21 protein-coding genes are annotated in these 19,508 nt (G+C 43.7%); 4 read left to right on the top strand and 17 right to left on the bottom strand.

Going from position 1 to position 19,508, the window contains the following annotated elements:
• Positions 1-2: 2 nt before the first annotated feature.
• Together tamL and ZOBGAL_RS05145 are read left to right on the top strand one after the other, a co-directional pair.
• On the top strand, positions 3-2,324 hold the full coding sequence (gene tamL, locus ZOBGAL_RS05150; RefSeq protein ID WP_013992464.1) for a translocation and assembly module lipoprotein TamL: 2,322 nt from the start codon (positions 3-5) through the stop codon (positions 2,322-2,324).
• Between the two features lie 212 nt (positions 2,325-2,536).
• Entirely contained in the window at positions 2,537-2,974 is a 438-nt protein-coding gene (locus tag ZOBGAL_RS05145; protein WP_013992462.1) for a BLUF domain-containing protein, read from the top strand.
• 68 nt (positions 2,975-3,042) lie between these two features.
• On the opposite strand, the gene ZOBGAL_RS05140 is transcribed toward ZOBGAL_RS05145, so the two are convergent.
• Entirely contained in the window at positions 3,043-3,543 is a 501-nt protein-coding gene (locus ZOBGAL_RS05140) for a Dps family protein (RefSeq protein WP_013992461.1), read from the bottom strand.
• A 216-nt stretch (positions 3,544-3,759) separates the two neighbouring features.
• Here ZOBGAL_RS05140 and ZOBGAL_RS05130 point away from each other — a divergent pair, with 216 nt between their 5' ends.
• Entirely contained in the window at positions 3,760-4,251 is a 492-nt protein-coding gene (locus ZOBGAL_RS05130; RefSeq protein ID WP_013992459.1) for a YciE/YciF ferroxidase family protein, read from the top strand.
• A gap of 265 nt (positions 4,252-4,516) precedes the next feature.
• Here the strand turns inward: ZOBGAL_RS05130 and ZOBGAL_RS05125 are convergent, their stop codons facing one another.
• The 10 genes from ZOBGAL_RS05125 to ZOBGAL_RS05085 all read right to left on the bottom strand — a co-directional run bounded on the left by ZOBGAL_RS05125 (position 4,517) and on the right by ZOBGAL_RS05085 (position 13,331).
• The gene (locus ZOBGAL_RS05125; protein WP_013992458.1) at positions 4,517-5,545 is read right to left on the bottom strand and encodes a helix-turn-helix domain-containing protein; all 1,029 of its coding nucleotides are present in this window, start codon (positions 5,543-5,545) and stop codon (positions 4,517-4,519) included.
• Between the two features lie 44 nt (positions 5,546-5,589).
• Positions 5,590-5,733: a hypothetical protein gene (locus tag ZOBGAL_RS23525; RefSeq protein WP_158499718.1), complete on the bottom strand. Its 144-nt coding sequence runs from the start codon at positions 5,731-5,733 to the stop codon at positions 5,590-5,592.
• Positions 5,734-5,953: 220 nt separating this feature from the next.
• Positions 5,954-8,953, bottom strand: coding sequence for a PAS domain-containing protein (locus ZOBGAL_RS05120; protein ID WP_013992456.1), 3,000 nt, complete (start codon positions 8,951-8,953; stop codon positions 5,954-5,956).
• 5 nt (positions 8,954-8,958) lie between these two features.
• On the bottom strand, positions 8,959-9,405 hold the full coding sequence (locus tag ZOBGAL_RS05115) for a response regulator (protein ID WP_013992455.1): 447 nt from the start codon (positions 9,403-9,405) through the stop codon (positions 8,959-8,961).
• A gap of 9 nt (positions 9,406-9,414) precedes the next feature.
• The gene (locus tag ZOBGAL_RS05110) at positions 9,415-9,978 is read right to left on the bottom strand and encodes a helix-turn-helix domain-containing protein (RefSeq protein WP_013992454.1); all 564 of its coding nucleotides are present in this window, start codon (positions 9,976-9,978) and stop codon (positions 9,415-9,417) included.
• A 270-nt stretch (positions 9,979-10,248) separates the two neighbouring features.
• Positions 10,249-10,440 (bottom strand): hypothetical protein, encoded by a 192-nt coding sequence (locus ZOBGAL_RS05105; protein ID WP_013992453.1) that lies wholly within the window; start codon positions 10,438-10,440, stop codon positions 10,249-10,251.
• Positions 10,441-10,468: 28 nt separating this feature from the next.
• A complete protein-coding gene (locus ZOBGAL_RS23025) occupies positions 10,469-10,630 on the bottom strand; it encodes a DUF1328 family protein (protein ID WP_013992452.1) in 162 nt (53 codons plus the stop codon).
• A gap of 164 nt (positions 10,631-10,794) precedes the next feature.
• Positions 10,795-11,535, bottom strand: coding sequence for an SOS response-associated peptidase family protein (locus tag ZOBGAL_RS05095; protein ID WP_123772311.1), 741 nt, complete (start codon positions 11,533-11,535; stop codon positions 10,795-10,797).
• A gap of 77 nt (positions 11,536-11,612) precedes the next feature.
• Positions 11,613-12,062 carry a ferritin-like domain-containing protein gene (locus tag ZOBGAL_RS05090; RefSeq protein WP_013992450.1) on the bottom strand — a complete coding sequence of 150 codons (450 nt, stop codon included), beginning with the start codon at positions 12,060-12,062 and terminating at the stop codon, positions 11,613-11,615.
• A 198-nt stretch (positions 12,063-12,260) separates the two neighbouring features.
• On the bottom strand, positions 12,261-13,331 hold the full coding sequence (locus ZOBGAL_RS05085; protein WP_013992449.1) for a DNA topoisomerase IB: 1,071 nt from the start codon (positions 13,329-13,331) through the stop codon (positions 12,261-12,263).
• A 230-nt stretch (positions 13,332-13,561) separates the two neighbouring features.
• Here ZOBGAL_RS05085 and ZOBGAL_RS05080 point away from each other — a divergent pair, with 230 nt between their 5' ends.
• Positions 13,562-13,747: a hypothetical protein gene (locus ZOBGAL_RS05080; RefSeq protein ID WP_013992447.1), complete on the top strand. Its 186-nt coding sequence runs from the start codon at positions 13,562-13,564 to the stop codon at positions 13,745-13,747.
• Between the two features lie 46 nt (positions 13,748-13,793).
• Here ZOBGAL_RS05080 and ZOBGAL_RS05075 read toward each other — a convergent pair whose 3' ends face one another.
• The 6 genes from ZOBGAL_RS05075 to ZOBGAL_RS05055 form a co-directional block, all read right to left on the bottom strand.
• A complete protein-coding gene (locus ZOBGAL_RS05075; protein ID WP_013992446.1) occupies positions 13,794-14,894 on the bottom strand; it encodes an AI-2E family transporter in 1,101 nt (366 codons plus the stop codon).
• Positions 14,895-14,969: 75 nt separating this feature from the next.
• Positions 14,970-15,869: a mechanosensitive ion channel family protein gene (locus tag ZOBGAL_RS05070; protein WP_013992445.1), complete on the bottom strand. Its 900-nt coding sequence runs from the start codon at positions 15,867-15,869 to the stop codon at positions 14,970-14,972.
• An 11-nt stretch (positions 15,870-15,880) separates the two neighbouring features.
• Complete coding sequence (locus tag ZOBGAL_RS05065; RefSeq protein WP_046287357.1) at positions 15,881-17,710, bottom strand: SLC13 family permease; 1,830 nt, start codon at positions 17,708-17,710, stop codon at positions 15,881-15,883.
• A gap of 42 nt (positions 17,711-17,752) precedes the next feature.
• Entirely contained in the window at positions 17,753-17,914 is a 162-nt protein-coding gene (locus ZOBGAL_RS23520) for a hypothetical protein (RefSeq protein ID WP_013992443.1), read from the bottom strand.
• A gap of 38 nt (positions 17,915-17,952) precedes the next feature.
• Entirely contained in the window at positions 17,953-18,252 is a 300-nt protein-coding gene (gene hpf / locus ZOBGAL_RS05060) for a ribosome hibernation-promoting factor, HPF/YfiA family (protein WP_013992442.1), read from the bottom strand.
• Between the two features lie 206 nt (positions 18,253-18,458).
• A complete protein-coding gene (locus ZOBGAL_RS05055; protein ID WP_013992441.1) occupies positions 18,459-19,484 on the bottom strand; it encodes an AI-2E family transporter in 1,026 nt (341 codons plus the stop codon).
• Positions 19,485-19,508 lie beyond the last annotated feature (24 nt).

Here is a 19,508-nt window from a genome sequence, read left to right as displayed (position 1 = left end):
ATATGAAGTGGAGAACGCCCTTTATTTCACGCTTTTTTTTACTGCTCTTTCTATCGGGCCTGACCGCCTGTAGCGTGCGCAAGTACATACCTGGGGATGAAACCCTGTACAAGGGGGCCGAGGTCGACGTGGTTACGGATGGGGGCAAGGGTGCGAAGAAGGCCGTAACGCAAGAGTTACATACCTTGCTCAGGCCCGAGCCGAACGCTACGGTTTTGGGGATGCGCCTAGGCCTGTATTACCATTATAAGTCTCAGCGCAAAAAACCGGGGTTTTTAAACAAATGGCTCAATAAAAAGTTCGGGGAAGAGCCCGTCTACCTCAGTGACGTGGATCCCCAGCGTATAACGGAACTTATGCGCAATAGGCTCGATAATCGAGGGTTTTTCTATAGCAAGGTGTCGTCGGCCATTGACAGTACCCGAGACTATGCCTCTGTGGCCTATTCGGCCGAATTGTCAAAACCCTATACCTTACAGCAGTGGAAAATCGACAAAGATTCCTTGGCGATTTATGGGGAATTGGAGAAGGCCATGGCCGGTACACGGCTAAAGGCGGGCGAACGTTTCGATCTTGAACTGCTGAAGTACGAACGGGAACGCATAGACGGGGTTCTCAAAGGCCGGGGATATTATAATTTTAACCCTGATTTTTTGATTTTTGAGGCCGACACCAATCGTTATGACCAGAGAAAATTCGATCTGTTCCTGCGCTTAAAGAAGGGAACGCCACAGAAATCGGTGATTCCGTATACGATCGATTCCATTGCGGTCTATCCTAATTATTCGATTGAAAACGACAGTCTGCCCAAACCATGGGCAACGACCGAAGAGAACGGTATCTATTTTGTTCAGGAGGAAGAATTCTTTAAGCCCAAGCGCTTGGAGCCCTACATCCTTTTTGAAAAAGGGCAGGAGTACAATGCGGAAACGGCAAGATTGACGAGTAACCGACTTTCCGATTTGGGAAGTTACAAGTTCGTAAACATACGATTTAACGAAAACGATACGGTTTCCGCAGACGGAAAGGGCTCGCTTACGGCCGATATTTTTCTCTCGCCCTTGACCAAACGCTCGGTGAGGGCAGAACTTCAAGCGGTGACCAAATCAAATGGCTTTGCCGGGCCGGGTATAGCCCTGACCTACAACAATCGGAATGTTTTTAAGGGAGGGGAGACTTTTAGCCTAACGGGTGATTTTTCGTATGAAACCCAGCTATCGGGATCCCAGAATTCCGGTTTAAGCAGTATAGCGGGCGGGTTAAAGGCCAATTTACTATTGCCGAGGCTCCTGCCTTTTTCTCCCAGTCGTTTTAACTATGCGGTACCTAAGACCAAGATCAGTTTGGGGGGCGATTTCCTTAAGCGGAGCCAACTTTATACCTTGACCTCGTTTAATGGCTCTTTTGGCTATACTTGGAAGGCCAACCGCTTTGTGTTCCACGAGTTGAATCCCATTAATATTACCTATGTCAATCTTTCGAACACCACGGCGGAGTTCGATGCGATCTTAGAGAAAAATCCGTTTTTGAGCAGCAGTTTTGAACAACAGTTCATCGCCGGTCTCACCTATACCTTTAGCTATAACGAGCTGGTCGATGAAAATAAGGACCATCCTATTTATTTGTCCACAAGCTTAGATGTGGCGGGCAATACCCTGAGCCTTTTGAACGGGGGGAAGAGCACGGCTTTCGGTTTGGAATACGCACAGTATGCCAAGGCCGATATCGATTTTCGGTACTACCTCAAATGGGGCAAGGAGAGCGCCTTGGTAAGTCGCGTTTATGCCGGATGGGGTATTCCATACGGTAATTCTTCGACCCTTCCCTTTGTAAAACAGTTTTTCTCGGGAGGGCCCTATAGCGTTCGAGCCTTTCAGATCCGATCCTTGGGTCCCGGAACCTTTAGCAGTGATGAAGATGGGAACAGTTCGTTTTTTGATCAATCGGGAAACCTGCGCTTAGAGGCCAATCTTGAATACCGTTTTCCGATATGGTCGTATTTAAAGGGTGCTTTTTTTGTTGATGCGGGGAATGTCTGGTTGACCAATGAGGTGGAGGTAGACGAGGACGAATCGGCCGAAAGTATTGCCTTTAACCAGCGTCTGGCCACCGAAGGCAAGTTCGGTTCCGATTGGATGAAGGAGCTGGGTATTGGTTTGGGCTTCGGACTCAGGGTAGATATACAGAGCTTTGTCATCCGCTTCGATTTTGCTTCGCCCTTGCAGGTGCCCTATTGGCCCGAGGGGGAACGTTTGCGTACGCCCTTCATCGATGGGGGCAGCAATAATCTTATATTTAATTTTGCCATAGGGTATCCGTTTTAGGTATTCCTCCCAAAGGGTAACCTGTGGTAGTACTGTTTTTTACGGGTTTTACGTTCGTATCTGGTAATTTGTAATTACTTTTGCTATCTTCATGCATGCTGTTTGTGAAGTTTTTATTTAGAAATGGAAACGAGGGCAAGGAGCATTAGAATTTGCTTTGTACCATGGACTAGGGTCATGGGCAAAATAATCATCCCCATTCTATTTTAGAAATGTATACACTTACTTACGAGTCAAAAGCGATCAAAGGGCTTTCAAGTGCCGACATCGAAGCCATCTTAGAGACGGCTATAAATTTTAATAAGGACAATGGATTGACAGGTTGCCTCATTTTCTACAAGCGAAAGTTTATTCAAATCTTAGAAGGGGAAAAGGAAAAAGTGCAAGCGCTTTTTGAAAATATCAAACAAGATTCTCGGCATACCGGTGTTTACCTGTTGTCGGAAGGCGAAACGGAAGAACGGAATTTCCCGAACTGGGGAATGGTCTATTATCCCATAGACGATAACGAGCTCAATAAGAACGAGTACGAACAGTTCAAGAGAAATTTGCTGCTATTGGCCGATTTGTCGGTACATTCCAATAAGACGGCCATATTGTTTTGGAAACGGATGAAGGTCTTGATTACCATGCCCCCGGATACTAGGTAAGGTATGGGTTGTAAAAACATAAAAAACGGCGATATTATCGCCGTTCTTTGTTTGTTGATTGATCGGTTTTAATCGAACTGTTTTAAGGAGGCCCTTAGCATCCAAGCCATTTGTTCGTGGGCCTGAAGGATTCCTGTAATGAAATCCGCGGTACCTTCGTCGTTATGGGCCTCGGCATTATCGCCAATACTTTCCCTGATGAATTTGATGACCTTGTCGTGGTCTTTCAGCAATACGGTCATAAAGCTGGCGCTGTCGGTTTGGTCGGGCTTGTTCTCATCTAAATTTGACAACTCTAAAAATTCTTTTAATGTGCCCGGGGAATAAAACCCTAGCATGCGGATACGCTCGGCTACCTCGTCTATAAAGGTTTCCAGTTTTCCGTACTCTTCTTCAAAGAATACGTGCTTGGTGTGAAAATCTATGCCCTCAACGTTCCAGTGGGCATTGCGGGTCTTGGTATAGAGTAAAAATTCATCGGCCAATAACTGACGGAGCATTTTGACTACAGCCTCACGGTTTGATTTTTTTATACCTATTTCGGCTTTTTGTGCTTCTTTAACTTCCATGATGTTGTTTTTAGGTTCATAGGCAATGTACTATGGAAATGAGGTATTTGTTGACCTGAAAAATATATTCTTTATCCCTAAAAAAGTAGGGAATAGGAACGGGGTGACCTGGTTGTATTACAGCACTTTTTTCTTTAATCAGGTCAATTTTCTATGGCTACCTTGCTTATTTTTAGGCTTGCAAATAAGTAGTATTAATTTGAAAAGAGAAGGAATATGAAGACGTTGAACGACTTATTCGAGCATAAACTTAAAGATTTGTACAGTGCCGAAATCCAATTGTTGGCGGCACTTCCCGATATAGTGGAACACGCTAATGACAAGCGGTTGAAGCAGGCTTTCGAAAACCATTTGGAGGAAACCAAGGAGCAAAAGAGCAGAATTGAAAATATTTGCCGCGAATTGAACATTACGCCAAGTGGTGAAACGTGCCAGGCGATGAAAGGACTGATCAAGGAAACGAAACAGTTTATTGGGCAGGCCGAGGGCGATGAGCTCATGGACGTTGGCTTGATCGCGGAAATCCAAAGGGTACAGCACTATGAGATTTCCGGTTATGGTACCGTGGTGCGCTTCGCCAAGGAATTGGGCTACCGACAAATCGCAAAGACCTTGCAAGAAACCTTGAACGAAGAGTACGATGCCGATAACGTTTTAGAGAAACTGGCCGAAACCCGACTCAACAAAAAGGCCATAAACGACGCTTAGTCCATTTCTTGGCCATCCCCATTTTTAATTCTGTGAATCTATTTTGATAATAGGCCGTGTGGCATGGCCCCCGAAAGAGGGCATCACATCGTTATACGGCTATATTTCACTTTATCTATCTTCCTTTGGGGCACACCTCTTGATATAAGGGAGTATTACCTTAAGTTTCCCATTGCCTAAAGTGAGCCTAGGGTTGTTATGCATAAAAAAACCGGCACGTTATGTGCCGGTTCTTATCAACAACCAAACTATATAAGCGAATTTATTATGCCGATACGGCCATCATGTTTTGCTTGTCTTTGTATTGTTTAGGGCTACAGTTGTATTTGTTCCTGAAAATTTTAGAGAAGTAGCTACGGCTGGTAAAACCAATGCTATAGACCACCTCTGAAATGTTGAGGTCGGTGTTTTTGATCAGCTCTTCGGCTTTTATGATCCGTACCTCGCGGATGTAGTCGGTTACCGTAGTACCGTGCATGAGTTTAAAACCTTCTTGCAATTTACAAGGTGAGAGTCCTGATTTACGACAAAGCTCTGCAATGGACAGTTGTCTCTCGGGATAGTTGTGTACAAAACTGGAAATCTCCCTCACCGATTCCATTTCCCTGGTGTTCAGGCTTCCGGTCTGGTTCTCTTGGTTCTTAAGGTCGTCCGTGTGTTGTTGAACCTCTAGGGCCAAAATCATATGTACCAATCCCTCTATAAGAAGGCTGCGCACGATGCCCTGTTGCTTAATGGCCTTCAATTGTTTGATTTGATCGGCAATCTTTAGGTTGTACGAACCGATATAGATGGTGTTCTCTGCGGTCTTTCCCTTTAAGATACGTTCTTGAAGCCTATAGTTCAATCCGTTTCGTTTTTCGGTCTGTTCGGCCCCAACGGTCTTAACAACGATCAATGAGGTGTTGACCCGAACATCCTTTCTAAAGTATAAGGTATTTACGGCATTGCTCTCATTGGTCAATATTCCGGTTTGGAAATTCTCCAAGGTATGTCTTTCGCTCTCGTTGTTAAAACTGTGCTCGATACGTCCTTCGGAGCAGTAAGCAAAGCATATAGGGGCGTTCTTGTCCGTGCCGGTTCTTAAGGTTACGTCTTCCGAAAATTCCATATCGAATTCTAGGTAAGAAATTCCTCCTTTAAAGGTAATTCCCCTAATGTGTCCTCGTCCTAGCTCATTGTCAAGGGTTAGGATATGTTCTTTTACGTTTACCGAAAGCGACCCCCCAAAGTTGTGGTGAAGTTGTTCGAACATATTTTTAATAGCTGCGGATGATAAGGTGATAGTTGTCATAGTGTTCTTTTTTAAGGTTGTTAATTTCTTTTGGTTGAAATTGATTATCCTTGGGGGTGTTGTTCCGTTCGGGATGCCCCCATATTGAAATGGTCGGATGTTGCTCCATTAGCGGAGAACTCATGAATCGATCGTACGCGGCCTACTTTGGCCAGTTGTTCGGATACTTTTTCCATTAAATTTTTCATAAGGACCAGTTCAATTGTTTAACTGTTACAAATATCGGATGAGAGGGAGCCTAGCCTCTTACACAATTACTGCATTGTGTTATACAATTGTGGGTTTTGGTCAAAAAATGCGTTAAAATGGTCTAAAACGAAGGGTAGGGAGTGTCGTCCTTACTCGGTTTTAAGTCAAGTAAGGAGATATGTAGGCCGGGGTGGAAAACAAAAAATGGGAGCTTACGGGTTAGGCCGGAAGGTAAAAAATAAAGGCGGAACCTTTTCCTAGTTCACTAGTGGCATAGATAAAGCCATGGTGATTTTCAATAATCTTTTTACAAATGGCGAGTCCGATTCCCGTACCCGAATATTCCGATTTTTGGTGGAGTCGCTGAAATACTTCGAATATTTTTTCAGCGTGTTCGGAAGAGAAGCCGATACCGTTGTCGATTACGGTAATCTTATAATAGGTGTTGGCCGTCTTAAAGAAATTCTCGGGAATTTGTTTGGAATGTACTTTTTCGGCCTGAATGGTAATAGTGGGGACCGCCTCGACGGCCCTATATTTAAGGGCATTTGAGATGAGGTTGTTGAAGAGTTGTTCCAACTGGTACGACACCCCTTTTATGGAGGGGAGGTCTTCGCTCTTGATCAGGGCGCCGGTATCGGTGATATTGGAGGAAAGGTCTTCTTTTACTTTTTTCAGCACTTCGTTAAGGTCGATGAGGTCGAAATCCTCATGTTTTGAATCGATGCGGGAGTAGGTGAGCAGGTTCAATACGAGCGATTGCATACGCGAGGCGGCATTGACAACTTTTTGAAAGTAAATGCGTCCCTTTTCTGATAGGTTTTCGGCCTCGGTGCTCTCTAGGCGCGATATGAACATCTGTGTCTTTCGCAAGGGCTCCTGAAGGTCGTGGCTGGCTACCCGGTTGAACGATTCCAGTTCGGCATTGGAATGTTGTAATTGTAGGTTGCTCGCCCGTAGTTTTTCTTCGGCCGCGATGTTTTGGGTAATATCTTGGGCCACCCCTAGCATGACCGACGTATTGTTTTTCTCGATTAATTGTCCGTTGACTTCAAAATGTTTTACTTCTCCCTCGGTGGTGATAATACGGTACCGGTGTTCCTTGACCTTTAGTTCCTTTGTTGAATTTTCGATGTTTTCGTCGAACATCTTTACATCTTCGGGATGGATGAACTTACGAAACGCCTTTAATGACGATTTAAAACCTTTGGGCTCAAAACCTATCATACGATAAAAGTTATCGGAGATTTCAATTTCATCGGTACCTACGTGCCATATAAAACTTCCAATTTTGGCAATGCGCTCGGCATCGGTAAGTATGGAGTTCTGAATGGAGAGTTCTTGGTTGAGCGCCGCCACCCGATTTGTTTTTTCTTTTTCTTCGGTTACGTCGAGAACGACCCCCACCGAGGCTTTTCTTCCGTTTCGGATCATACTACGCCCGTTCAGTTCAATATGTTTTATATCGCCCTGCTTGGTGATGATGCGGTAGCCGTTTACCTGTGATTGGCCGTGTTCCGAGGTTTCCTTGCCCAATTGGTCGTACATCTCGCGGTCATCGGGATGAACAAACCTACGGTAGCTGTCGTAGTTGATTTTAAAGGCATTGGGCTCATAGCCCAAAATGCGATAGAAGTTGTCGGATATGGTAGCTTCACCGTTATCGAGATACCAAATGTAACTACCGATATTGGCAACGTTTTCCGCATCGATAAAAATGGAATTCTGGGTCTCTAACTGTGTGTTCAGGTGCAGCAGTTCGTCGGTCTTTTCCTTTTCTTCGGTAATCTCCCGGGTGGTAAGCGTAATGCCATCGCCTAGTTTAATGGCCCGGGCACTGAACCATTTGGTCTTTCCGTCTACCTCATAGGGTACTTCGTAGGAAGTAGGTTTTCCCGAGTTGACTACCTCTTTTAGATAGCCGAAGATTTCCGTTTCAAATATGGTAGGGAAGACGCTCGAAATGTTCTTGTTGATGATTTCCTGGGGCAGGTCTCCCGTAATCGGGGTAATCTTATCGTTGATGAACAGTATTTTAAAATCGATTATGGCGCCGGAACCATCCCTTACCGATTCAAAGTTCATGACCACATGGGAGATGCTTTTAAAGATATTGTTGAGAAAGGCCCGGTGATCCAACAACTCTAGGTTTTGTTCTTCCAGCTGTTGGTTGAGCAGTAACTGCTCTTCCTTTGCTTTTTCTTCGGCGGTTGAATTGCGTGCGGTAACCATAATGCCATCGGCCAATGGGGTAATGATCGATTTAAACCATAGTCGTTGGTTAGGGCCCAAAATTTGTCTGTCGAGCGTTATCTTTTTTTTCTCGGTGTAACAGGTTACCAGTTTTTCGAATTCGCCGTCCAACATTAGAAACGGAAAAACCTTTGAAATGCGCTCGCCTATGATTTCATCTGGGTCGAGCCCTAGGTAGTCGCGGTTGCATTCGTTGGCAAAGCTGATCTTAAAATCGATTATTTTTTTCTGGGTATCGAATATGGGTTCGTAATAATTGACGATGTTATCGGTGGTGGCCAAAACGCTACGCAGAAAACCTTCTGACCTCCGAATGCGCAATTTGTTCCGGTAAATTTTAAAGAAGGCCAAGACAAAGACCAATAAAGCAAAGAAAGCCAAGAAGAGCGATGTTAGCGGGGCCAGGTATTTATTGGTGTCGTATTCACTTCGGGCATTCTTTATGGACAAACGCTCTTCGGCCAGCATTTGGTTCTTGATGTTCCGAATACGATAAAGGGTAAAGTTGATGTTGTTCTTTTGCAATTTTTCGGCATCCTCCAAACTCAGGGTGTCGGAATTTGCCGTAGGTTCTTTCGACAAATTATAAAGGTCTTCGTACAGCGTATCTAGAAGCAATTGCATCGGGGCCAACCTAATCTGCTGCGATGAATCGCTGGCGGTCAATTTTCTTAGGGTGTCGAGTATCTTGGTGCCGTCTTCCTTATAGCTATTGAAAAGGGCATCATTCGTATCTACGGTTTTCAACTGCTTTCTAAACTCCTCAGACTCGGCTTGGGTATAATGGGCGCTGAGCTCACTTATGGCATTGTTCACCTGAAGGGTGTGGGCCACCTTTTCCGCAAGGTCTTGCATACGCATGATCTGATAATAGGCCATGTTCGCCGTAAATAAAATGATGGCGAAGGAGATAATCAGTAATACAATGTAGGTCTTTGAAGATTGATATATTCGTTTGAAATCCATAAAGTCTATATGCGGAACAGAAAAGTATCTTTGTTTAGGTTTGACGTATGGTACTGCCAATTAAGCTGCAATATACGTTCAACCGAATCTTGCAATTTAACAAAGTTGTTGGGCTTATTCAGATAAATATTTGCCCCATTTAAAAAGGTTTCCTCGATATCTTTTTCAGAGGAAGAAGTTGAATATATGGCAATGCAAAGGTCTCGCAAGGCCGGATTGCTTTTGATTTCCTTAAGGCATTGCATGCCGTTTTTGATAGGCATGTTGAGGTCAAGGAAGATGAGGTTGGGCAATGCGATATTGGGCGTGTTCAAATGCTCCATCAATTCCTGTCCGTGCTTGAAGCAGGTCAATTGGGTCTTGATAGCGATTTCTTCAATGGCTTCACTGAAAAGCATTCTATCATCTTCATCATCATCGGCAAGTACAATGTTTAACAGTTTGTTGCTCATGAGTAAAATTTAAGTTCCCGAAGGGGTCGTATAATTCGTCTTTTTCGCCATAATCCTTTGAAATGTGCTAGGGGTAAGGCCGGTGGTCTTTTTAAACTGCCCAGATAAATGGGCCACACTGCTATAATTCAATTGAAAGGCAATTTCCGTAAGGGTCAGGTCCGTATTACAGATCAGTTCCTTGGCGAGGTCTACTTTGCGCAAAATAATGTAATTTTCAATGGAAGTATAGGTACTCTCCGAAAAAATGGAGGAGAGATGGGCATAGGAATAATTTAAGGTGTCGGCCAAATACGAGGATACTTTGACGGATTTTAGCTTTTCGTCCTTTAAGAGTTCGTCAATGGCATTTTTGATCCGTTCCACCAAGGTAATCTTTTGGTCGTCTAAGATTTCAATTCCATATCGCTTTAACGAACTGGCGAGCGCTTGTCTTTGTTCTTCGGGAAGCTTCCCTTTTATATGGACTTCCCCCAGACTGCCCAAGGTGTATGAAATACCAAAAGCATCAAGATGTTCCTTTAAAAGTGTCTTGCATGCCAGGTTAAAATCATATTTCACAAAGAGAGTCATAGGGTAACGGTCAATGAATTTTATGAATAGGAAAGATATGTACTTTATTTTAAAAATTAAGCTATTTAATTTTCGATGGGAAGGAAAAGTGCAAATTGAAGATTTTTTTGATTACCGTTGTATTCACTTAGTTTTTCGGAGCCCTTGTCGACTGTGATAATATAGGTGTCGGTTAAATGATCCTCGGAAATACTATTTGGGCAAGACCCAAAAAAAAGCGGGAGCCTCCCCAAGGGAGAGCTCCCGCTTTAACAACCAACCAAACTTATTCTAATTGTCGTCTACAGCATCTTCGATACCGTCTTCAACATCTTCGGCGCCTTCTTCAATGGCATCTCCTGTATCGTCAATGGCATCCTCTATCTTATCACCGGTATCTTTATGCTCTTCCCTGCAACTTGTCAGGGTAGTGAAAGATGTGGTCATTATGATCATTAGCATGATATATAGTGTACGTTTCATATGTTTCGATTTTATAGATTAATATAGGTTATACGGTCTTCTTTCCAGTGAACAAAGAGATCACGAAAAGGATGAGAAAAATAAAGAACAAGACTTTGGCGATGCTTGCAGCTCCAGCTGCGATTCCTCCAAATCCGAATATAGCGGCAATGATTGCCAGTATTACAAAAGTGACTGTCCAGCGTAACATAATATGTGGTTTTAGATTAGTAATTCTTAGTGTCGTACTTATCCGACTTCTATGATACAAAGATGGGGGATAGTCACCGTTCGGGTTGACACTATAAATTTTGATTTTGCCTTAAAACAACAAGGGTGTGGGGCGTACTACGCTTAAATACAAGGGGGTAGGACTTAGTTCTCGTCTAGGTAAATGTTGTTCTGGTACAACAGCTCGCTTAGGGAAGTCGGCAGAAAATCTTCTTCCTTTAAATGGGGGAGGTCGCCATAGGCATCGGAATGCATGTCGTAAAGATAATCTTCAGCAACCGCTTCGGCGGTCAACGTGAGGGTAGCCGATAGGTCTACTTCGTTCACCGATATCTTATCTTCCAGCCATTCCCTGCGTTGATGATCCGGTATCAAAACCGGCATTTGATCATCGATGTTATGCACTTCGGAAAATGAGCCGTAGGCCTTTCGGGTGATGAGGGCGCTGGTGACAAAGCCGTCTTCGAGTTCGTTGCAAATTCCGGCAAGACAAAAGGGTTTGCCCGATTCTTGGGCCATATGGAAAAAGAGGGGTTCGCCTTCATGAACGAAAGTGGTGAAAAAGCCCGTTACGATCAAAAGGCATCTTTCCGTTTCTTCGGTCTGGGCATACCACGGTTTTGAGTATAAGGAAGTCCAAGGTACCGAAAGGGTATTTACGTGTTTTTGAAATACGGCCCAATCGCCTTGGAATTTCTTGGGCAATAGGCCCCAAATAGAGGTGATAATGGTTTTTTGCTGCCTTGAGGTAATTATGGGAACGGTACTCTCCTCGAGTCCGTTTACAATAGGTCGGGGCTTATAGATGTCGGGAAATCGAAAGTGGGCACCATAGGCTTGCTCGATCCGCTCCCGGTCTGCCCTGATAGATAATTTGTTGTACATGTCTAGCTTATCAATGGTTTGTAAAATGTAAAAAAGGGATACAAACGCATCCCTTTTTATTTTGGTCTTTACCACGCTTATAGCGCGTCTTCCACTCTTTTGATATTGTTTAGATCGGTACTGATCTTGTTCATCTGCTGGGTGAGTAGCGTAGTGGTCGAGGTAGGCAGGGAAACTTCCTTCAATACTTCCTTGTACTCGTCTATAGCCGCCTTTTCACCGGTAATAGCTTCCTCTAGCATGGCTTCGTCATTGTCTGCGCTAAACCAAGCTTTTACGTCCATCCAGCTGCGGTGCATAGCTCCAGCGGTGCTTCCGCCCTTTTCAAAATCTTGTCCGTAACGTACAATCTCCGTTTTTAAATCGTGACCGAAGCTATAACGTTCATCGGCCTTGCGCTTAAAAAAGGTTTTTAAATCCGTGCTCTTGGCGTGTTCGGCCGCTTTTTTAAAGCCTTTTTCCGCATCGTACGTTTTCTCCAATATGTTATTCAATTTAGTCTGTACTTCTTCGCTATATGTGCTCATAATAGTATCTGTTTAAATGAACGGCAACTTGTTTCTGGGGGATGTGTGCCGCATGACATCTTGTTAACTGATAGTAAAATTAAGGAGATGTTCTTGCGGGCCTTTACCTGAAAAAATCAATTCTTGATGCAATCCGTAAATGCGGCGTTCAAAGGGTATCTATTTGTAATTCAATGTGAAGTAAAATAAAGATCCGTGTTAAAATTGGGGAGTGTACTGTTCAAAGAGTTCGAGTATGACCATTTCGGAAGTGGAAAAATGTTCCGATTGAGAATCGCTTTTATGGGTCTTGTCGAAGTATTTTTTTATGGACCCGTCTTCATAGGAAGTAGGCAAAACCGGATGCACGTAATATTTGCGACATACATTTCTGGTATTACCTAGGGCCGCAGCGGCGGCATCAAAACCCATGAGCAGGTTTTTTTGGGTTTCCTTTTGGGTTTCCGCTAGGCCCAGGTCTAAAAGGGTATCGAAAAAAACCACCGAAGCGGCCCAAGTCCTAAAATCCTTGGCGGTAAAAAACTCACCGCTGATCTCGTGCAGGTATTCATTGACCATAGCACTGTCTACTGATTGTTTTTTGCCCGCTTCATCGTAATACTGAAAAAGTTCCCAACCCGGTATGTCTTCACAACGACTGATAAGGCGCATTAATTTTTTGTTGCGTACCGTAACCGAGTGCTTCTTGCCTTTTTTTCCCACGAACTCGAACTTGATATTGTTTTTAAAAACTTCAATATGTTTTTTGCGCATGGTAGAAAGTCCGTACGATTTGTTGCGTTTGGCATATTGCTCGTTGCCGATGCGTATGTGGGTTTCATCCATCAACTTTATGATCAGGGCCACCACTTTGGCCTTTGACCATTCTTTTAACGAGAGGTCTTTTTCTACCTGGGCCCTGATGACCGGCAACTTTTTTCCGAATAGGGCCATTTTATAAAACTTGGTCTGCTTTCTGATTTTTACCCAAGTCGGGTGGTAGCGGTATTGCTTCCTTTTTTTAAGGTCTTTGCCTACGGCTTGAAGGTGGCCATTGGATAGGTGGGTAATCTGTACGTCTTCCCATGCAGGTGGTAAAACAAGGCTTGTAATGCGCTTCAGTTCCTTGGGGTCGGTAAGGGGCTTTTGATTGTATATATAGGTAAACCCCTCTCCCTTTCGAAGCCGGGATATCGACAGCTTACCGTGGTCTACATAGACCAAGTCGAGGTTTTCGATGGCCAATTCGGGAGCTTTTAATAGTTGGCTTAATAATTTCGCTTTGGTCATCGGTCCGTGGGTGAAAAAGGGTTGTCTATACAGTTCAGTTTAAAGATATCCCAAATCGTATATCGGCTTTGGGCTCAATCGATTATTAGTTTGACCGTTTTGGTAAAAGCGCTTTTTAAAGCAAAAAATCGCTGTATATTGAAACAAATCGAGGGCTAAAACCTGAATATTCAAAGGGTTTTCCATCGTTTGAATAGGCTATTGACAAATCGAAAAAAAGGAAAATAAGTATGGAAAATAAAGTAGAGGATAAAAAAGTAGAGAAGGAGGAGACCGAATTGGCCAAGGAAGCCCACGACCCAAAGGAGTCGTACATCTTTCAAAAGAACGGAATCACTATAAAAGGGTTTTTCATCATTGTCGCCATTTTGGTGCTTTTGATCGTGGCCCTTGTGGCATCGGGAGTGGCTTTTTAAATTTAGGTACGACCTTAGAACGTTTGGAGTAAAATAGATAGAATAGTTACAGCCCTTTAGTTAGGGCCGTAACTATTTTGTTTTTAGAGACGACTTGTTTCAAGACCACTTTTATTACCGTATATGCGGGTACGGCCAGCATCATGCCCACAATACCGAAGAGCAGGCCGGCACAGAGTATTACCAAGAATATTTCAAGGGGATGCGACTTTACGCTATTACTAAAGATAATGGGTTGGGAGAAAAAATTATCGATAAGCTGGCCGATTGTCACCCCAAGAAGTACATATCCTACCTTGGGTAGAATAATGGTGCTAAAATCTAGGCCGGGATTGCTGGTAACGGTAAACATCACCATAATCGTAGCGCCTATCATAGGGCCCAAATACGGAATGATATTAAACAGGGCGCACATAAAAGCTATGAGAACGGCATTCTCCAAGCCCACCAAGATCAGGGTAATGGCATACAGGGAGAATAAGATGAAGAGTTGAATCAAAAGTCCGACAAAGTATCGCGAGAGCAGGTTTTTGATCTTCGTTAGGGAATTGAGGGTCTTTTCCCTATGGGCGTCCGGCACCGATAGCAAGATGGACCTTTCTATCATATTACTGTCCCTAAGGAAGAAAAAGGAAATGAAAAGTACGGAAAACATTCCGATCCCAATATTGTCCAATACCTGTAAAATCGATTTGATAAATGAGGGTACCAAATCTTTCCCGAGGTCATTGACCGAATTTTTATCCAAGGCAGCGTCTTCTACCAAGTCTTCAACCACTTTTTTGGTCGTACCAAAATACTCGGAAACCATAAGGTATAGTTTGTCGAATTCAGCTTGGATGATGCCAAAATCGAATAGGTACAGGTTTTTGCCCTGTTCGGTAAGTAGGGGTACGAGCAAGGTGATGATTCCGCCGAAAAGCGCGGTCAAAATCAGCATGGTAAAAATAACGGCCATGGTATTCGGTATTCTCAAGCGGGTCTTCAGTAGGGTTACAACAGGTCTCCCTATCAGGGCCAATACGGCCGAAATAACCAGGTAGGCCACTATTGACTGTAGTTCGTAGATCAGGAATAAAAGAAGTAGAAAGCCGCATACCGCGGCGATCGCTTTTAGAATTCCTTGGGCTATTTCGTTCGATTTCATGAATTCACTTTAAGTGTATGAGTGTATGTTGAACAATAGGGTAATTTGGCCTCGTTGTTTTTCTGTTCGCCGGTCCTAAGACTCCGCTTTGATCGTATTGGCGTTCATGTTCAGGCTATTCTTTCCGAAATCCAAGGTGCGGATGGGGAAGGGAATATTGATGTCTTTGGCGTCAAAATGATACTTGATCAGTTTTACGGCTTCATGTCTGGCTTCGAGTTCTTGCTTGGCTCCTTTCATATCGATCCAAAAGCGGACCATAAAATTAATAGAGCTATCCCCGAATTCGGTAAAGAAAAATTCTACCGATTCATTTTTTTTCTGGGGAAAGTTTTCACCGATAATCTTCATTACCAAGTGCTCTACCTCCTGAAGCTTACTCTCGTATCCTACACCACAATTGACCGCAATACGACTTCTTTCGCTGAGGGAATAGTTTTTAAAAGACCCGTCAATAAATTTAGAGTTGGGTATGATCACGTAATTGTTATCGGGTTGACGGACGACAATATTGCGAAGGCTTATTTCCGAGACGAACCCTTTAATACCGTCACTCTCAATAAAGTCGTCAATATTTATTTTCGGCATAAAGGAAAGAATGAGTCCCCCAAAAGTGTTGCTCAATGTCCCTTGCAATGCCAAGCCGATAGCTAGGCCGACGACCCCGGCACCTGCAAGAATGCTGGTAAGGACCTTGTCAAGCTCGAGTACGCCCAAGGCGATGAAGAAGCCGATTAAAATTACGGTTAAGAAAACAAAGCGCGCAATAATATCTTGAATGGATTGTTGGCTGATACGCTTTAACAAAAACTTTAACAATAGCTTACGTATGCCCCGGGCTATAAAATAGAACAAGACCATAATGAAAATGGCCATTACGATGTTCGGAAGCTTTAGGATAATGGCATCGAGCCATCCGTCTAATTTGCCCCATAATTTACCGATTGAATTTTCTACTGAGAATTTACTTTCCATAATTCATATTCTTATAACATATTGGTTAATAAAAGGGAAGCCACTACCGCCAGAATAAGGCTCAAAAGGCCACCAATGATTAAAAAATGGCTAAACCTATAGTTTCCTAGGCTATATATAAGTGTGTTGGTCTGGTATCCTACGGGGGTGAAAAAGCTAAAATTGGCAGCGAACATAACCGCCAGGATAAAAGGTTTGAAGTCGTATTGCATTCCCTGTGCCACGGCTATGGATATAGGGGTCATAATAATGGCCGTAGCATTGTTGCTTATTACGGCACTTAATATCATTGTAGAAAAGAAGAGTGTACCTATGACCACATATCCGGGTTGGTCAAATAGAAATTTTAAAAGTCCTTCCGAAATAAAAACATCCGCCCCCGTGTTGTGCATAGCCGTACCTAAAGGAATCATACCGGCCAATAGAAAGAAAATCTGCCAGTTTACCTTTTTGTAAACCGTAGACAAGTCCAAATTTTTGGTCAGTAGTAGGATGCAGACCCCCGTAAGGGCACTGACCATAATAGATAGTATACCGGAAGCTGCCAGACCTATGACCAAAAGGAGTACGGCCAAGGAGAAATATCGTTTGAACTTAGAGCTCGATCGTACACTGTCAAATTCTTCGAGCAGTAAAACGTTCTCCATGGTGCTCAGTGTTTCTAGCTTCTCCCTAGAGGTTTCCAAGAGCAGGCGATCGCCTACCTTTAAAACCAATTTGTTCATGCTGCTACGGACCAACCTCTCCTTTAGGTTGGTCAGGGTTTTTCTTTTTTTTATGGCAATAGGAATAATATCTTGTATCATGGAACTCCTAAGCACACCTAAGGTCTTACCTAAAAATTGGGCCCCGGGAAGCATAAGGAGTTCAACAAAAACCCGTGCCTCGAGCTCACCTTCCTTTTCCTGGGCTTCTTTTGGGCCGATTTCGTCAAATGTTGATGCGGTAATATGTTGTTTCTCGTTCAGGCTGAGGTTTTCCGATGCATTTATCCGCGATAGGTTCTCTAGGTCGCACATCAGGAGCAGTTCGTCACCCGCCTTAAAGGTGATGTACTTTCCCGGGGAATTGTGGACTCTATGGTTTCGGGTCAATTTAAGGAGCGTAACATCGGGGTTTTCAAATAGAAAACTTTCTTGAACGGTCTTTCCGACCAATTGCGAATCGGCATTGATATGCACATGGGTCACATAATTATCGAGGTTATAGTCCTCGTCAATATTTTTTGTTTTTCCCCAAGGCAGCCAGTGTAGGGTAAGCGTGAGGTAAACCATTGAGATGATGAGAAAAATAGATCCCAAGAGGGAGAATTCAAAAAATCCCAGTTTTTCAGCGCCTAGGTCGGTCGCCACAGAATTTACGATCAAGTTGGTAGAGGTGCCCATAAGGGTGCAAGAACCTCCTAGAATACCCGCAAAAGATATGGGCAACAGCAATTTGCTTTGGGGTACATTGTATTTTTCCGAGAGCTGGTTTACTATTTTAATAAAAACAATAACGACGGCAGTAGTGCTGATAAAGGCCGATATGCCCGCGGTTACGAACATAAAGAGAGGGGCCATGACATAAAGGGGGAAGCCCTTGATCCGGCCCATGCCCGATGCCAGCCAATTGATGACGCCATTCTCTTCTAGGGCAATGGCAAGAATCATTAAGGCAAGAACGGCTATGGTGGCGCTGTTGGAAAAACCGCTAATGGCTTCCTCAGGTTTCACCAAACCCAACAGGGTAAGGGAAACGATAATCAAAAAGGCAATCTTATCGACCGGAAAAACCTCGAACACAAATAGGATTACCGTCACCAGTAATACACAAAACATTAAGGTTATTTCCCAAGTCATTTTTTTGTTCGGCCTTGAACCAGAGGTACAGGGCCAGATTAATTAGCCTTTAAGTTTTTTTCTCTTTTTCCTTCCCTTGCCTGATTCTTTGCTCTGTATGAGTTTGTATCCCAAGTAGGCAAATTGCATTCCTACCAAGGCAAGTTTGAGTTTTCTACTGCTGGCCAGTGCCGAGGCAATGCCAATAAGCGATGTGGGTTTCATATTCGTTCTTTAAAGGTTTTACATTGTGAGACATCGGTTTAGTGTTCCGACATCTTCTCTTTTATTTTTCGCAGTTGGTGTTCTAGGTCGCGAACGGTCTCGTTCAAGGCCGTATCAAAGGTCTCGGCATTGGAGGAAGCGAAGATGCGTGGTCCGGGCATGCTCAAACGGATATCGCAGAACATACCGTAGTCGTCGCTTCGGTTCTCAGTCTTGAAAAACACATCGGCGCGATGTACGAAATCGTATTTCTTTTCAAGCTTTTCGAGTTTTTCCTTGGCCAAGCCCTCTAAACGTTGACTGGCCGATACATCGTGATACTCATAGATAATTTGCATAGTATTTTCTTTTAGGTTATAATTTTTGATAGCTCTTGGTCGAGCCGAGCTAAAAAATGTTCTATAGCCAGCATCATGTTATATTAGGGATACTTTCAAAAAGTACTTAGCCCGATTAGGCTTATTGTTAATGCTATAAAACTGCTAGTGCTCTGGGGTTTCTGCTCTTATGCCCTTTCCCGATTTTTAGGTTAAGGTTTTAAATGTCAAGGCTCGTCGTGACTTATCTCTTTGCCGTATTCTTGTTTATAGATTTGAACGATGATAAGAAAGAGGCTGACAAATAGTGGGCCGAAGATCAATCCGATAAAGCCGAAAAGGGGAATACCGATAAGTACCCCGATCAAGGTTATTAGGGGATGGACATCATCTAATTTCCGGAGGATGTACAATCGGATGATATTGTCTGTAGAACCTACCACAACGATGCCGTAAATTAGAATACCCCAAGCCTGAAAAGTGTCTCCGTTCGATAAGGTCAGTATGAATACGGGCAGCGTGCCCAACATATTGCCTACGAAGGGTATCATTGACCCTATGGCTACGATGGCCGCCCAAAAAAATGGGTTTTCGATACCGAAAATGAGGAAGCCTATTAAGGCCACAACCCCTTGGGCAATCGCCACTAAGGGAATGCCAAGGGCATTGGCACGTACCATCTGTCTTATTTTACTGCCAATGGTTTTTAAATTGTCCGTGCTGATCGGAATGTATTCATAGAGCGACTCTCGCATTTCCTTGCGGTTCGTTAGCATAAAGTAAAGAATGAAATACATGATGCCAATAGCGATAACCGAGGTGAAGGTACTGCCGGCCAGTCCCTGTAGGTTGTCGGAGAGCCATCCCGATACGGCCGAAACGTCAATTTGCGACGACAGGTCGTAGCCGACATAGCGCTCTAGGTTTTCCAGTTGTGACTTTACGGCTTTTACCACTTTTTCTGAATTTTTGACCGTTTGGCTCACTTTGTTTCCCAACATGAGCACCGCACCGGAAACCGGTATTAAGATGACGATGACCGAGGCGAACATCAAAAGGCCCGCCGCAAGATTGGGTTTCCAGCCCTTTTTGATCAGTCGGGCCATGGGCTTTTTTAGTAAGACGTAGAGCGTAATAGCCCCTAGAACCCCTGAAAAATAGGGCGCCATTTCTTTAAAAATGAGTCCGCCTATAAGTACTATAAGCAATAGCACGAAAATTTGGCGAATGACTTTTGGATGTATCGATTTCATAGGGCATAGTTAAAATGGGAAATG

Origin of the sequence: Zobellia galactanivorans (assembly GCF_000973105.1) — a bacterium.
In the GTDB taxonomy this organism is placed as follows: Bacteria; Bacteroidota; Bacteroidia; order Flavobacteriales; family Flavobacteriaceae; genus Zobellia; species Zobellia galactanivorans.
The sequence above is the reverse complement of the archived record's forward strand: the minus strand, read 5'-3'. Positions and strand labels throughout refer to the sequence as shown.

Excerpts from the sequence above, each read along its gene's own strand:
- tamL (WP_013992464.1), top strand. The coding sequence starts at position 3 with ATGAAGTGGAGAACGCCCTTTATTTCACGCTTTTTTTTACTGCTCTTT.
- ZOBGAL_RS05145 (WP_013992462.1), top strand. The coding sequence starts at position 2,537 with ATGTATACACTTACTTACGAGTCAAAAGCGATCAAAGGGCTTTCAAGT.
- ZOBGAL_RS05140 (WP_013992461.1), bottom strand. The coding sequence starts at position 3,543 with ATGGAAGTTAAAGAAGCACAAAAAGCCGAAATAGGTATAAAAAAATCA.
- ZOBGAL_RS05130 (WP_013992459.1), top strand. The coding sequence starts at position 3,760 with ATGAAGACGTTGAACGACTTATTCGAGCATAAACTTAAAGATTTGTAC.
- ZOBGAL_RS05125 (WP_013992458.1), bottom strand. The coding sequence starts at position 5,545 with ATGACAACTATCACCTTATCATCCGCAGCTATTAAAAATATGTTCGAA.
- ZOBGAL_RS23525 (WP_158499718.1), bottom strand. The coding sequence starts at position 5,733 with ATGAAAAATTTAATGGAAAAAGTATCCGAACAACTGGCCAAAGTAGGC.
- ZOBGAL_RS05120 (WP_013992456.1), bottom strand. The coding sequence starts at position 8,953 with ATGGATTTCAAACGAATATATCAATCTTCAAAGACCTACATTGTATTA.
- ZOBGAL_RS05115 (WP_013992455.1), bottom strand. The coding sequence starts at position 9,405 with ATGAGCAACAAACTGTTAAACATTGTACTTGCCGATGATGATGAAGAT.
- ZOBGAL_RS05110 (WP_013992454.1), bottom strand. The coding sequence starts at position 9,978 with ATGACTCTCTTTGTGAAATATGATTTTAACCTGGCATGCAAGACACTT.
- ZOBGAL_RS05105 (WP_013992453.1), bottom strand. The coding sequence starts at position 10,440 with ATGAAACGTACACTATATATCATGCTAATGATCATAATGACCACATCT.
- ZOBGAL_RS23025 (WP_013992452.1), bottom strand. The coding sequence starts at position 10,630 with ATGTTACGCTGGACAGTCACTTTTGTAATACTGGCAATCATTGCCGCT.
- ZOBGAL_RS05095 (WP_123772311.1), bottom strand. The coding sequence starts at position 11,535 with ATGTACAACAAATTATCTATCAGGGCAGACCGGGAGCGGATCGAGCAA.
- ZOBGAL_RS05090 (WP_013992450.1), bottom strand. The coding sequence starts at position 12,062 with ATGAGCACATATAGCGAAGAAGTACAGACTAAATTGAATAACATATTG.
- ZOBGAL_RS05085 (WP_013992449.1), bottom strand. The coding sequence starts at position 13,331 with ATGACCAAAGCGAAATTATTAAGCCAACTATTAAAAGCTCCCGAATTG.
- ZOBGAL_RS05080 (WP_013992447.1), top strand. The coding sequence starts at position 13,562 with ATGGAAAATAAAGTAGAGGATAAAAAAGTAGAGAAGGAGGAGACCGAA.
- ZOBGAL_RS05075 (WP_013992446.1), bottom strand. The coding sequence starts at position 14,894 with ATGAAATCGAACGAAATAGCCCAAGGAATTCTAAAAGCGATCGCCGCG.
- ZOBGAL_RS05070 (WP_013992445.1), bottom strand. The coding sequence starts at position 15,869 with ATGGAAAGTAAATTCTCAGTAGAAAATTCAATCGGTAAATTATGGGGC.
- ZOBGAL_RS05065 (WP_046287357.1), bottom strand. The coding sequence starts at position 17,710 with ATGACTTGGGAAATAACCTTAATGTTTTGTGTATTACTGGTGACGGTA.
- ZOBGAL_RS23520 (WP_013992443.1), bottom strand. The coding sequence starts at position 17,914 with ATGAAACCCACATCGCTTATTGGCATTGCCTCGGCACTGGCCAGCAGT.
- hpf (WP_013992442.1), bottom strand. The coding sequence starts at position 18,252 with ATGCAAATTATCTATGAGTATCACGATGTATCGGCCAGTCAACGTTTA.
- ZOBGAL_RS05055 (WP_013992441.1), bottom strand. The coding sequence starts at position 19,484 with ATGAAATCGATACATCCAAAAGTCATTCGCCAAATTTTCGTGCTATTG.